We start from the raw sequence: 13,174 nt of genomic DNA, 5'->3' as shown, positions 1-13,174 counted from the left end.
CTGTGGTGTATATTTTTACCGCAAAGTCGCAGAGGGCGCTGAGTTTCTAAATTAAAATTTCAACATATAGTCTTCTCCAAAAACAGTTTTCAATCTAGCGAGCAGCTCTTTTGCATTCTCTTTACTGAAAGCCATTGGCGGTTTTATTTTTAATACGTTGTGATCTGGCCCGTCGATGCTCATTAAAATACCGAGTTGTTTCATTCTGTTTGCTAAATAGGAAGCGTGTTTGGGCAACGGATTTTTGTTAGAATCGTTCAATTCAAACCCCAAAAACAAACCTTTGCCGCGCACATCTCCAATAATTGGAAATTGCTTTTGAAGTTTTTTCAATGCAGCAATTAAAAAACCGCCAACCTCCAATGCGTTTTGCTGCAGATTTTCATCATCAATTACTCCCAAAACCGTGCGGCCAATAGCGCAGGAAACAGGATTGCCGCCAAAGGTGTTGAAATACTCCATCCCGGTATTGAATTTTTCGGCAACTTCTTTTGTACAAGCCACAACTGCTAATGGATGCCCATTACCAGCAGGTTTGCCCATCGTTACTATATCTGGTTTAACATCGTAAAGTTCAAACGCCCAAAAGGTTTTTCCCATCCGTCCGAAACCAGTTTGTACCTCGTCTGCAATGCAAATGCCACCCGCTTCGTGAACGTACTTGTAAATTTCTTTGAAATAATTCTTCGGTGGCACAATTTGTCCGCCACAACTAATCATAGTTTCGCCTATAAAACCTGCAATTTCTCTGCCTTCAGCTTTTAGATTTGCAATGATTTCCTTTGCGTGATTGGCGTAATCAATGCCGCAATTTTCTCCCGAATATTTCCCTCGGAACGAATCCGGAAGCGGAAGAATATGTGTTGTTTCAGGTTTTGGGAAACCGCCTTCGCCTTCAAATTTATACGAACTCACGTCCATCACGGCGTTTGTGTTTCCGTGATAACCTACTTCGATTGCTAATATATCTTTGTTTCCGGTTAGAGTTTTCGCCATTCGCAGTGCGAGTTCGTTGGCCTCGCTACCTGAATTCACAATATGAATTACCGATAAATGTGGCGGTAATTTTTTAAGCAAAGCTTCCGCGTAAGCGATAATTTCTTCGTGTAAATAGCGGGTATTTGTATTTAAAACCGCCATTTGTTGTTGCCCAGCGGCAACCACTTTGGGGTGCTGATGGCCTACGTGGTTTACATTGTTTACGGTGTCTAGATATTTTCGGCCTTCAATATCAATTAAGTAAACTCCTTCGCCGCGGACGATATGCAAGGGTTTTTCATACGAAAGACTCAAACCTTTCCCGAGGTGATCTTTTCTAAAGTTGAGCATTTTTTCTTCGGAAATCTTCGCTTCGGCAGTTTCCAATTCCTCTTCAAAAATTAAATTTGGGTTGGGGCATATACTTTTCCAAACCTCCACTTTTGAAGGCAAAGCCACGCCGTTGAAGTTTTCATCGTTGCCCAAAAGATCCAAAATAAGTTGAAAGTGAAGATGCGGCGCCCAGTTGCCATTTTCCTTCGAAGCGCCTATGTAAGCAATGCGATCACCCTGTTTTACTTTCTGTCCTACCTGCAAAATCTCTAGGGACATTAGCGATAAATGTCCGTAAAGCGAATAGAATTTTTCGTCATTAAAACGATGTTCCAAGATGAGCATTGGGCCGTAATCCTTATCGTAATTGTTGTGGTGAATTATTTTCACTACGCCATCAAAAGGTGCGTGTACCGGTGTTTTTGCGGGTACCCAAAAATCGGTTCCCAAATGAACTGTTCTATATTGCGGACCGTTGTTACCTTCACTTTTAAACGCTGCGGTGGTGTAAAACGGACGTGTTTCTAAATAACCATTTAGTAAAATTGTTTTAGGTTGAAGTTTTTGAAATTGTCTAAGTTTAAATTTCGAAATTTCCGGGTCGTTGTATTCCGAAAGATTGCCGAGAAGCGTGCTCCCAACGCTCATGTCGAGATTCACTATTTTTTCAGAAGCAACATTTGGAAAGATTGTTTTTAATGTTATTTGTTTGCTTTTTGCCCAAGTTATAAATTTCTTTTCTAGTGGATGAGCCGTGTATCCACAAGCATTTCGGAAGGAATAATAGGCGAAATTTTCATTCACATTAAACCATTTTTCCAATAAATCCCAAGCGGGTTTTTCGCTAATTACGAAATATTCATCATTGGGGAACTCTTCTTTTTTAAGCGAAGCGTTTGTTACCGTAATAACGAGGCGCATTCCAACCAAAGTATAAAGACATTTAAGCTCTTTGTCTGAAAGTTTGTAGTATTTGTTATAACCGTTTATGACCTCCAATGCTGCCGAAAGCGGATCTGGCAAATCCATAATTGCGTACGCCACAGCAATTGCGAGATCGTTGACGGTGTGAGTGAAAACCGAGTCGCCGAAATCAATAAATCCCGAAATTTTTGGATTACTGAAATCTTCCGAAACCAATATATTATAATCGTTTAAATCGTTGTGAACAATACTTTTTGGAAGCTTATTATAGGTAGTTTGAATTTTTTCAAATCGATTTTGAAAGTGTTCCACAATCTCTTTTTGCTTCCCCGAAAAACGATTTAAGTGTGTGATTGTCCAAGTTGAATTTGCCAGATCCCAATCCAAATTTCTGTGTGCGTTTGGGTGTTCAAAATCTTGCAAGGCCTTTGTTAAACTGCCTGCAGCTTCGCCTAAATTATTTCGTAAACTTTCAGTTTTTGGGTTTGCAGTCGCCCAAAGTCGTCCGGAAAGCCACGATAGTACTCTGGCAGTTTTTTTATTCTGAAGTGCGGTAAGCGGTTTTTCTTCTTTGTTTAAAACAACTTCTGAAAGTGAGACAGCAAGTTTTTTATCTGAAATATATTTTAGGATTTCAATTTGAAAATCTAGCTGATCATAATATTCTTCGTCAGAAATTTTTAGCAGAAATTTTTCACCGTTTGTGCTTTGAAGCAAAAAATTTTCGTCCACATAACCGTCAAGTTTTATGGCTTCGGTTTTTATATTATAATGTTCACTGGCAATTTTTGAAACTTGAATGGGAGTGGTTTTAGACATAATATGTTGAGGATATATTATTTCAAAATTACTGAAAGTTTGGGCTAAAGCCCATCTCAAACAGCAAATTAATTACCCCCAGATAATTCTGGGAGTAATTATATAAATATAGCAATTGAGCACGAGTTCCCCTACGGGGGTTAGGGGGCTTACAACACGCTTTTCTGTTTTGTGTAAAATGCGTCTGCCTGCATTTGCATTAGTTCGCGGGCTTTTTTGCGTTTGTAGTCGTAGAGTTCTTGTTCTTCGGCAATGTCTGCGTAAACTCTGTTATTAATTTCGCGGTCTGTGGTTACGAGTATATCGCGTTGTGCTTGTTGTTGGGTTACCCAAGATTTTAGCGCGCTTTCCTGCTCTTCAAGTTTTAAGTCGTACGCACCTTTTGGAGACAAAAGCTTTGCTAAAATAGGAGAGGTTTCAATTGCTAAAAACAATAAAAAGATAAAAAGTGAAGGCAGCCACGGTAGTTTATCCAAAGCGTTAACCCGTGCCATCAAACCATCAAAACCGTCAATTACGGGTTGGGTGCTTGCAACTTTTGTTTGATAATTTGTAGCGAGGCTGGCTAACTGTTCTTCGGCAGCGGTAATTTTTTCGGCATTTGTGTTCTTTAATTCGGCTAAAGCTGCGAGTTCGGCGTCGTGTTTTTCTCGCTTTTCTTTATAAACTGGGCCTTTGCCTAATTTTTCGGTGCCACGAGTACCTTCAGCTTCGGCTATGTAAGTTTCGTAAAGTGCGTTTACCGATGCTTCTTTGTCGGATATTTCTTTTTTCAGTCCTACTATTTCGGTTTCCAATGCAGTTACGGAAGGCGTGTATTGCAAAGCCAATTGATCTTTGTTGGCAAGGGTCATTTCGTTTTTCTCGGTAAGCAAAACCTGGTTGATTTCCTTTTCGAAAATCTTCATTTCCAAAGGTTTTGAAATTACGATAGCAATTATAATTGCCAGAGCAATTCGCGGGGAGGCTTGTATTAATTCATCAAAGAAATTATTGCGTTTTTTGATTGTAGAAACAATAAATCTATCCAAGTTGAAAATTAATAATCCCCAAATGGTACCGAAGAAAATGGCAGAAAAATAGTTGTCGAAAACTGTATAAAGTGCATAAGCGCCAGCAATGGTTGCCATAACAGCGGTGAAGAAAACGGTGGCGCCAATGCCAGCATATTTTGTGCGTTCGCCTGGCGAACATTCGTCAAGGATGGCGGTATCTGCACCAGAGCAGAAGATGAAAAAGCGTTGTAACATACGGATTTTAGATTGATGAAACTATATAACGCTATTTCTGTCAGATTGTTACAGAAGACGAATGATTATTGACTAATGTTTAAGGAATAATTCGTTTCTGTGCTTACAGTAAAACAATTGTGTTTTAAACAAAAAAATAGCTTACAGATCTATTTTTTCAATCTGTAAGCCTAGAATAATAATGTCAAAAATTAATGAAGAATTTGGTTGTTTTTTAGGTCAGTTCTTTGTTAGCCACAGTTATTTTGTAATTTGTTTAATCGCAAAAGTTAACTTTTCCGTTATTTCTTCTATCGATTGAGTACTATGCCATAATATTGAACGTTGTCTAATATCGAAAGGTAAATCTTCAATTCTTTGTGTTTCCGTATCTAAAATCATTATCACTCTTTCCCATCCTAATTTAGCAGCGGCAAACCCTAGTTCAATTAAAACATTTGGGTTTGGGCTTAAAACATTTTCTCTATGTAGACTTGAAAAAACTAGGTTAACGTCTGCAATGAAAATGTCAGATTTCTCAATCTTGTTAAAAAGAGTATTTGGGATATCCTGACTTCCAGGAACGCCTCTCATATCTGAATCAATAATTACTGTCTTTCCTGCTTTTTTCAAGGTTTTAGCAGCGTTTGTTAAACCTTTTCTAATTAACTTTCTTTCAGCATCATTGTCAGATTGCCAAGAGTAGAATATTTGAATTGTATCTGCATCTTTAAGTACTTTCTTTGCTTTAGGTAGTAATTCAATCTGATTAACTAGAAAGTCAATTTTTGCTTTAGAATCGTTTATTATCTCTAACCACCCATTTGCATAGCTTTCAGCTTTGCGTTCAATTGAATCTTGATGGTTTGGGTTATTTCCTTTTGTGCCAGAGAATTTGACATTTACAAAACCGTTAAATTTGAATGTTCCTGCTGGTGCCCATTCCGTTTCCTCGTGGACATCTTCCTTTTCTGTTATGATATTCCTTAAACTAGAAAATTCTTCTGCAAAATATTCAAGTATATTTAATCTATCTTCAATTGAAGAAACTTCTAAAACTTCTTGAAGCTTTTCTAGACCTTCTTTGCAAAGCTTTTTAATTTTAGCCTTGAATTGCCAACTAGATTTAGTTTCGTTTACACCTCTAACAGAATAATCTATAAATGACTCATCCTTGTAGTATGACATTTTGTGGTCATATTCAATTGTAAATTCCTTACTTTCTTGAAGTAAAGATTTAAAAATATCTTCAAAGAATACTTCCTCGTCCATTGGTTTTTCTAACTGTGGCTAACATGTAGATATATGCAACCATTGTATATATCTACCCTTATATGTTGATACTGTTTAATTTCAAATATAAAGCAAACAATTTATTTCCAAAGCATATCTGCTAAGAGGAATGTTTGTTCAGGATAAGGGTATTTTGGATTTTAATCTTTTCAAATTTCATCTGTCTATCTTATACAGTTCTTTTATTCTTTCTATAGCTACGGTTTTCTGTAATTCGAAAAAATAATCTAGTTGCCATTGTTGGGTTTTTTGGGCTTGTTTGTTAATTGGCGTATCCCAAATAGGGTAAACTCTAAAGCCTCTTTTGCCGTCTTTCTTTTCGGTGGAAACAATTCCTTTAACTATTAAAATTGATTTCGGAAAAACAAATTGCCCCACGCGGTTGTCCTTTTCTACATTAATAACGTAAAAGTGGAAGTTGTCCTTTACAGAAAATGGTTGTGTGATTCCTTTTGTGTTTCGGTTCCAAAAAGTAACGAACTGCCCTATTTTTTTAGGAGTTATTTTCGCTGTTCGGCATATAACAAAACACCCGTCAATTTGAAATTGACAGGCGTTGTATTCTTTGCTTTCGGGTTCAGTTTTATGGTCAGAAATCTGGAAACCACAATGATTATAAACTTCTGTTGTGACTGTATTCATTAATAAAATTAAGGTAGAAGTTTTACTTTTTACTGTTAAATTGGCTTCATAACCTCAAATTTCAATCCGCTATCTTGGTCGGTAAAAAACACTTTATCGCCGCTTTGAGAAATTTTAAACGTCATTTTGGTACGCGTAGTAGAAATAGTTTGGGTGCTTTGGTTGAAACTCCACGTTGCATTTTTATTTGAAGTAGTGGTATATGAATAAGCAGTGCCATTTTCCTGTTTTTCCTTTACCTCAAAACTATTATCGGCATACAAATTAATTACAGCTTTGGTCATTGCCGTAGCCATTTTTGGATTGCTGTTACTGTTTTCAATATTTACTACAAGCCAAGTGCCAGTAACATCTTGTTGTGTTAAAGATTGACTTTGTGCCGTGGCAGCAATAAGTACGAAGGCGAAAAGTGCGATTAGATTTTTCATAGCTATATTTTTTATTGAATTGTTTTAATGCGTTTTTAAACTTTTGTGAAGATAGGAATTTTTAGATAATGATTTTAATTTATTAAAAAATGCCCCATATTTCAGGGGCATTCCGGTTGGAGTTCAACCTTACTAGCTATTGAAAAATCTATTGTTTTATAATCCTTAAAGTTTTTGATCCTTCTTTAGCAGTACTCACTTTTACGAAATAGGTTCCTGCGGAAGCATTTAATTGCTTTTCGATAACCTTTGCAGAAAGGTATTTTTCCGAAGAAATTTGTTGCCCGAGCATATTGTATATCTGTAGGGTTACATCAGTATATTCCTTGCCGAGATCTATTGTGAAATGACCATTGGACGGATTGGGATACATTGAAAGATTACTCAACGTATTTACTTCAGTGCCTAATACAATGTCGGTAATCTTTAATGTAACATTGTCTGGATTGCAGATAACATCGAAAGTATAGTTTTGGTCGCCATAATGAGCAACGACCGTATTGGGTAGATTGCAACTGGTAATTGAATTTGCTGTAACAATTATAAATTCATCATTTAAACTTGCCGGATACCTCAGGTGCAATAGTATGTTTCCGTCCATAATGGCGTTGCCTTGAATATCAAAAACGTCATATTCAGTTCCTGCGGTTGGTCCATATATTTCCGTGGCCAAGATTGCGTTTGCAGAAGCTGTGTAATTGCCTTCGTTGGTCAAAGTTCCAGGAAAACCACCTGGAGAGATTGTGCCTTCAAAGGTAGTTCCGCTTGGCAGTTTCACAGAGCCATTTCCTGTAAGGGTTCCGGTGCCGGCATAATTCATAAACTCCAATAATCCTGTTTCGCTCTCAAAAGTTCCAGAGGCTAAATTATTCATGGTGGCAAACATAACAAACGTGTCTGAACTACCTTGTTTTCGTACCAGTCCTGAATTTGCTAAGGTTCCCACTCCCGCACTATAGGTTATTTGTCCTCCAGCATTTAAATTGATAATTCCCGAGCTTGTGTTATCAAGGGTTGAGGTTCCTTCTAAAATCAAAAAACCAGCAATATTGTAATCAATAACTCCTTCATTCCTTAAAATTGACTGTCCGCTTACGCTCCAAGTTGCGGAACCGCCCAAATTTAGTAGTCGCCTGTTAATGAGTGTGCCATCTCCCAGAAGGCTACCGTTAGTCCACGTTAGACCTGGACCGTCAAAATCGAAAATTGCTTCTGTACCGCTAGCAACATTTATAGTTCCGTTCCATTCTAGCGCGCCGTCCAATTGCCCTGTAAGGGTTCCGGAAAGGTCAAATCCACTATTCCATATTAATTTCTGTCCGCCGCTCACGTTGTAAATTCCATCACTAAGAATTGCATTAGGTACATCTCCATTTTCCGAATTTATATTTAGGGTTCCATTTTCTACTGTTATGGTTCCATTGTCATTTTGAAATGCGGCCAAGATTAAAAACCCTCCATTACTTTGCTGTTTTTTTATCAAACCAGAATTTAAAAGCAATCCGCTTCCGCCACCAAGCATGTGCGTTATTTGCCCGCCAGCATTTAAATTGATTACACCTGTTGAAGTATTAGTAAAGCCGTGATTTATATTGTTCAGCACAAGCAATTCATCAGAATTCATATTAAAGTCTCCATTGTTTATGAAGTGAGTATTTCCATTCATACCCTTATTGTTGACATTACTAAAATTAAATGTTCCATTATTTGTAATTGTACCTCCTTCAAGATATCCGAATGTCCAGTTTACAGTAGCGTTGCTAGCTACAGTTGAATTCTCACTAAAAGTGATGGTATTTGTTAGAGAAACAACGGCATTGCCCTCAATAACTATGGATTTAATGTCGGCGCCATCTATAATCATATTGCTTCCTGTTGGAATTATAACATCATTAAGTGATCCAGGAACTCCCGCAGGGTTCCAGTTGGCCGCAACATTAAAACTGCCGCCCGAAGGGCCTATCCATGTTTTGGTCTGAGCCGAAATAGTAAGGCAAAAAAGGCTCAATACTGAAAATAATAACAATCGTTTCATAATATTTGGTTTTAGGATTATACCCTTACATCGAAACGTTTTGCAATTGTCATCGCTTAAATGAAAAAGAAGTTTATTTTTGTAGTCTATCCCTAACCTTATGCCGCAACACAGATTTATTGTTAGTAGTTATACCGAATTTTTAGCAGATGGAGCCGTTTCTTGGCAATCTCCTAGCAATATTGCACTCGTTAAATATTGGGGAAAATATGGCGAACAGATGCCGATGAATACATCTGTAAGTTTTACCTTGAGTAAATCTCACACAAAAACAAAGTTGTCTTTTGAAAAATCTTCTGTGAAGGAATTTCAATTTGAAGTTTACCTTGACGGGAAAAGAGAAACATCCTTCGAGCCGAAAATTGAGAAATTTTTTGAAAGAGTAGAAGTGTATTTGCCGTTTCTGAAAGATTTCAAATTTAAAATTGAAACTTCAAACAGTTTTCCGCATAGCAGCGGCATTGCCTCTTCCGCTAGCGGAATGAGTGCATTGGCGCTTTGTTTAATGGAAATGGAAAAACAATTACAGCCTGCAATCACCGAAGAGTACTTACTCGAAAAAGCCTCCTTTTTAGCTCGGTTGGGTTCGGGTAGTGCGTGCCGAAGTTTAGAAGGACCATTAATTGTTTGGGGTGAACACCCAGAAATTCAAGGTAGTAATAACTGCTATGGAACAGCATATCCGTTTGAAGTTCACCAAAATTTTGAAAATTATCAGGATACTATTCTGTTAGTCGATAAAGGTGAAAAGCAAGTTAGCAGCACGGTTGGTCATAATTTAATGTTGGACCATCCTTTTGCAGAGCAACGCTTTAGACAGGCAAAGGACAATCTTTCAAAATTGATCCCTATTTTTAAAAACGGCGATATTTCAGAATTTATGAAAATTGTGGAAAGTGAAGCTTTATCGCTTCATGCAATGATGATGACTTCTATGCCGTATTTCATCTTGATGAAACCAAACACTTTAGAAATCATCAACCGTATTTGGAAGTTTAGAGAAGAAACCAAAAGCAATGTATGTTTTACGCTAGATGCCGGCGCCAATGTGCACGTTCTTTATCCCGAATCTGAAAAAGCAACTGTTTTGAAGTTTATAAAAAATGAACTTTCTAAATTCTGTAAAAACGGTGAGTTTATTGAAGATGAGGTTGGTTTTGGAGCTTCCAAAATTCAGAATTAAGAAGTCGTTCGTTTTTTGTATTGAAGTATAAAAATAAGAAGTAGAACTGCAACAATACCCGCAAATAAAAACCACCACCAAGCAACACCCGTATTTAAAGAAATAGGCGCGGTATCGCCAATAAGAACGAGTCCCGCCCAATATTGAGGAGCTGCAGTTCGACCTTCCGCGGTTTCCAAATAACTCAGTTTTGCCTTTTGCAAAGCTTCATCCTTCGGCATTCCCTTCGATAAATTATCATAAAAAAACTTCACTATTTTAGCGCTAGATTCTTCGTCAATTTCCCAAAGACTGGTCAAAATACTTTCGCTACCCGCGTAATTAAAAGCGTGGGCTAATGAAATCATTCCTTCACCCGACTGAAAGGTGGGTTTTCCTGTTTCGCAAGCAGTTAAAATAGCAAGGTTTGATGATAAATCTATATTGTAGATTTCATAGGAATACAAAGAGTTTTCGTCATAATTTTCTTCGCCATCAAGCTTTTTTGCAAAAATTAAACGGCTCAATTCTGGATTTACATTATTGCTTTCTGCGTGGGTGCCAATGTGTATTATTTTATGTTCGTTGGCCTGTGTTACAAACAAATCTTTGCTCGCGTTCTCATTCAGAAAATAATTGCCGTTAAAAATTTTGGAGTATTGCTTCACCAAATCTTCACTAAAAGGTTGCGGAAGCAGCGTGAGATAGGTTTTATCTAATTTCACTGAATCTTTAATAGCAAGTTTATATTGTTCCTTCATTTTAGTGTTGAAACCAGGCGCAAAGGCAACAAAATCTGAAGTATAATCCACCACCTTCTTTTTGTCTTTGTAAAGTAAAAGGCTGAAATTATACGATATTTCATATTTGGCAAGCAAACTATTGTTAGCCATTTCTTGAAAACTTTCGATAGGTTTTGGCGTGAGCATTTCAAAACTAAGATTGAAAAGCTCTCGGTCGGGAATGATTATTATTTTTTTGGTTTGCACAAATTCCTCAATTGGAAACCAGAGTATTTGATAAAGTTCGTAAAGCACAGGCCGCATTTTTTCTAATGAAAAGCTATAATCCTTTAAATTTGAAATATCATTTTCGGCTTTGTAATTATTTAAGTGAATCATTTTTTTCATTGAAGGCGAAACCACATAGGCATACAATTCATCTTCAATAAAAATATAACGCACCACGGTTGTGTTCTTCGGAATTTTCTGTTGAAGATCGCTTATAGATTCTTCCAAAGTTGCATAGCGCATTTTGTAGTATTTGGGGAAATTCTGTTTTAATGAATCTAAAAATTCCTCCCAATTTTTTGATGCTTCAAAAAAGTTGGAAATACTACTGTTTTCAGAATCATTCAATGATGAAACCATTTCGTTTTTAAGTAGATTTTCACGTGTTTGCACTTCATCAGGAATATGTTTGAACGTTACATTCTCGCGAAGATTTAACCGCGATCGAATGCGATTGTAAATGCTGGATTCGTGAAGAGCAATTAGTTTGTCTAAGTAGGTTTCATCTTTTGTAAGTTGAAAAAGTTCAAGCCTTAATTTTTCAGCAAAATTTAAAAGATCCTCATTTTCAGACATAAGTAGCGTAATATCTTCGTGATTATTTACCACTTTTTTACGTTGGTCTAGAATTGCAATGCCTTGTTCAATTTGCAATAGCAGTACTTTTAAGAGAGCTTGATTTTTGTTTTCAGTTATATAATATTTAGACGCTGCGTTAATAAGTAATGCCTGTGGTTTACGATATTGGCCCAAAATACTGTCTGAGGCATTCATCTTTTTCTCGCCCACCATATTGTAATTCAAAGCTTCGTGGCTGTACTTTATTGCTTCGTTATAATTTTTGAGTAAATAGTGAACTTGAGCAATATTAATAGTATGGTAGAATTCCTGCAACGTATTTTTAAGACTTCCTTCGTGAAGAAAATTATAGGTCTCTGCGGCAATTGCGATTGCTTTTTCTGGTTGCTTATTTTTTGCGTAAAACAGAGAAAGCTCGATTAAATTATCAAGAAAATCTTTTGAATAGGTGCCGTTCAATGATTTTCGGTACACTGCTTCTCCCTTTTCATAAAATCGTTGCGCATTTTCTATATCGCCAGTAAGTTCATAAATAGTGGCTCGGGTAACAATGGCCGCGGCATCCCAATATAAATCGGCGCCAGAACTCGTTTTTAAAAGTTCGAGCGCTTCGTCTGCATTTTTTGCGGCCTCTTCAAAATTACGATTGGCAGTTTTTGCCTCTGCAAGTATTATTAATGAAATTATAATACTGATATCATTCATTTCCAAAATCTTCTTTTTTTGAGCGTACGAATATTCCATAAGTTCTTCGGAACGCGAATACTCACCTAAAGTATTGTAGTATGAAGCAAGGTTATCTATTGCCACTAGCTGATTTCCTTTTGCTTTATGAATTCTTCCTTCGTCAGTAGATTTTTCTATGAATTGTTGAAATCCAGCTATAGCTTCGTCAGAAATTTTAATGGCCTCCCTGTTTTTACCGAGGGCATTCCACAAAATGGAAAGGTTCATTTTAACCAATGCAGGTCGGTAATATTTATTCATTATATCTTTATCATCGGTTTTTTCAAGAACTAAAACAGCTTGTTCAAAATAATATTTAGCACTGTCTAGCTTAGCTTCCTGCCACATTAGCCCGCCCAATGAATTGTACAATTGCTGATAAAAAACATAATCAGGATCTCCACTTTTTTTCAATAGTGATAACGAACGGATGTAATGTTTTTTTGAAAGCGGATAATTTCCCAATTTAGTAGAATAGTAACCCAAACTGTACTGAATTCCGGCTGCATCGGTGTTTTTAGGATCTTTGATTGTAGCGACAATTGGGACTGCGGTGAGTAACAATTCGTACGCTTTTTGAAGTTGACCGGCATCGTCGTAAACCCAGCCCATTTCAGTAAAAGCCTTTTTTATAAAATGTGGATTATTGGTTTTTTTAATCTCGGCAGTAAGTGCTTCAGCTTTTTTAACGGCCAATTTTTTATCTCTGTTATTTAGTTTAAAACTTCCTTCTAATTGAATATAGTTGGAAAGGCTGTCGTAGTTTTTTTCAGCCCTGTAAAAAGCAATATTTTTCGCAACTATTGCGCGCGCTTTTACTAAAGAATCTTGCTCAACGAGGGTTTGAATTTCTTTTACTGTGAAAATCTTTTCTTGCGCATATCCATCGAAAATGGTGAGCAGAAATAGTAAGTAAAAAACAAAAAGGAATCTCCAGTTTTTAGACACCATAATTTAGAAATGTTTTAAAAGATAAAACGCAACCGGGGATAGTGTACAGAAAGATACAACTTATT

The 13,174-nt window shown here is 36.9% G+C and carries 8 protein-coding genes; 1 reads left to right on the top strand and 7 read right to left on the bottom strand.

From position 1 onward, the window contains the following. Positions 1 to 51: 51 nt before the first annotated feature. The 6 genes from AC3RVF_RS11895 to AC3RVF_RS11870 form a co-directional block, all read right to left on the bottom strand. Complete coding sequence (locus AC3RVF_RS11895; protein ID WP_489693447.1) at positions 52 to 3,054, bottom strand: aminotransferase class III-fold pyridoxal phosphate-dependent enzyme; 3,003 nt, start codon at positions 3,052 to 3,054, stop codon at positions 52 to 54. Between the two features lie 149 nt (positions 3,055 to 3,203). After that, on the bottom strand, positions 3,204 to 4,304 hold the full coding sequence (locus AC3RVF_RS11890) for a DUF4407 domain-containing protein (protein WP_489693446.1): 1,101 nt from the start codon (positions 4,302 to 4,304) through the stop codon (positions 3,204 to 3,206). A gap of 240 nt (positions 4,305 to 4,544) precedes the next feature. Next, a complete protein-coding gene (locus tag AC3RVF_RS11885; RefSeq protein WP_489693445.1) occupies positions 4,545 to 5,555 on the bottom strand; it encodes a TIR domain-containing protein in 1,011 nt (336 codons plus the stop codon). A gap of 177 nt (positions 5,556 to 5,732) precedes the next feature. Further along, entirely contained in the window at positions 5,733 to 6,218 is a 486-nt protein-coding gene (locus AC3RVF_RS11880; protein WP_489693444.1) for a MepB family protein, read from the bottom strand. Between the two features lie 35 nt (positions 6,219 to 6,253). Further along, the gene (locus AC3RVF_RS11875) at positions 6,254 to 6,646 is read right to left on the bottom strand and encodes a hypothetical protein (RefSeq protein ID WP_489693443.1); all 393 of its coding nucleotides are present in this window, start codon (positions 6,644 to 6,646) and stop codon (positions 6,254 to 6,256) included. 148 nt (positions 6,647 to 6,794) lie between these two features. After that, positions 6,795 to 8,681 carry a T9SS type A sorting domain-containing protein gene (locus AC3RVF_RS11870; RefSeq protein ID WP_489693442.1) on the bottom strand — a complete coding sequence of 629 codons (1,887 nt, stop codon included), beginning with the start codon at positions 8,679 to 8,681 and terminating at the stop codon, positions 6,795 to 6,797. Between the two features lie 100 nt (positions 8,682 to 8,781). On the opposite strand from AC3RVF_RS11870, the gene AC3RVF_RS11865 reads away from it, so the two are divergent. Continuing rightward, a complete protein-coding gene (locus AC3RVF_RS11865) occupies positions 8,782 to 9,864 on the top strand; it encodes a diphosphomevalonate decarboxylase (RefSeq protein WP_489693441.1) in 1,083 nt (360 codons plus the stop codon). Here AC3RVF_RS11865 and AC3RVF_RS11860 read toward each other — a convergent pair. Continuing rightward, positions 9,861 to 13,109 carry a CHAT domain-containing protein gene (locus AC3RVF_RS11860; RefSeq protein WP_489693440.1) on the bottom strand — a complete coding sequence of 1,083 codons (3,249 nt, stop codon included), beginning with the start codon at positions 13,107 to 13,109 and terminating at the stop codon, positions 9,861 to 9,863. The genes AC3RVF_RS11865 and AC3RVF_RS11860 overlap by 4 nt on opposite strands. Between the last annotated feature and the right edge of the window lie 65 nt (positions 13,110 to 13,174).

The sequence above is a fragment of the Aequorivita sp. IT1183 genome, from assembly GCF_058068265.1.
The sequence above is the reverse complement of the archived record's forward strand: the minus strand, read 5'-3'. Positions and strand labels throughout refer to the sequence as shown.

What these genes read in the sequence shown, in the direction of transcription:
- AC3RVF_RS11895 (WP_489693447.1), bottom strand. Translation starts at nt 3,054, where the DNA reads ATGTCTAAAACCACTCCCATTCAAGTTTCAAAAATTGCCAGTGAACAT.
- AC3RVF_RS11890 (WP_489693446.1), bottom strand. Translation starts at nt 4,304, where the DNA reads ATGTTACAACGCTTTTTCATCTTCTGCTCTGGTGCAGATACCGCCATC.
- AC3RVF_RS11885 (WP_489693445.1), bottom strand. Translation starts at nt 5,555, where the DNA reads ATGGACGAGGAAGTATTCTTTGAAGATATTTTTAAATCTTTACTTCAA.
- AC3RVF_RS11880 (WP_489693444.1), bottom strand. Translation starts at nt 6,218, where the DNA reads ATGAATACAGTCACAACAGAAGTTTATAATCATTGTGGTTTCCAGATT.
- AC3RVF_RS11875 (WP_489693443.1), bottom strand. Translation starts at nt 6,646, where the DNA reads ATGAAAAATCTAATCGCACTTTTCGCCTTCGTACTTATTGCTGCCACG.
- AC3RVF_RS11870 (WP_489693442.1), bottom strand. Translation starts at nt 8,681, where the DNA reads ATGAAACGATTGTTATTATTTTCAGTATTGAGCCTTTTTTGCCTTACT.
- AC3RVF_RS11865 (WP_489693441.1), top strand. Translation starts at nt 8,782, where the DNA reads ATGCCGCAACACAGATTTATTGTTAGTAGTTATACCGAATTTTTAGCA.
- AC3RVF_RS11860 (WP_489693440.1), bottom strand. Translation starts at nt 13,109, where the DNA reads ATGGTGTCTAAAAACTGGAGATTCCTTTTTGTTTTTTACTTACTATTT.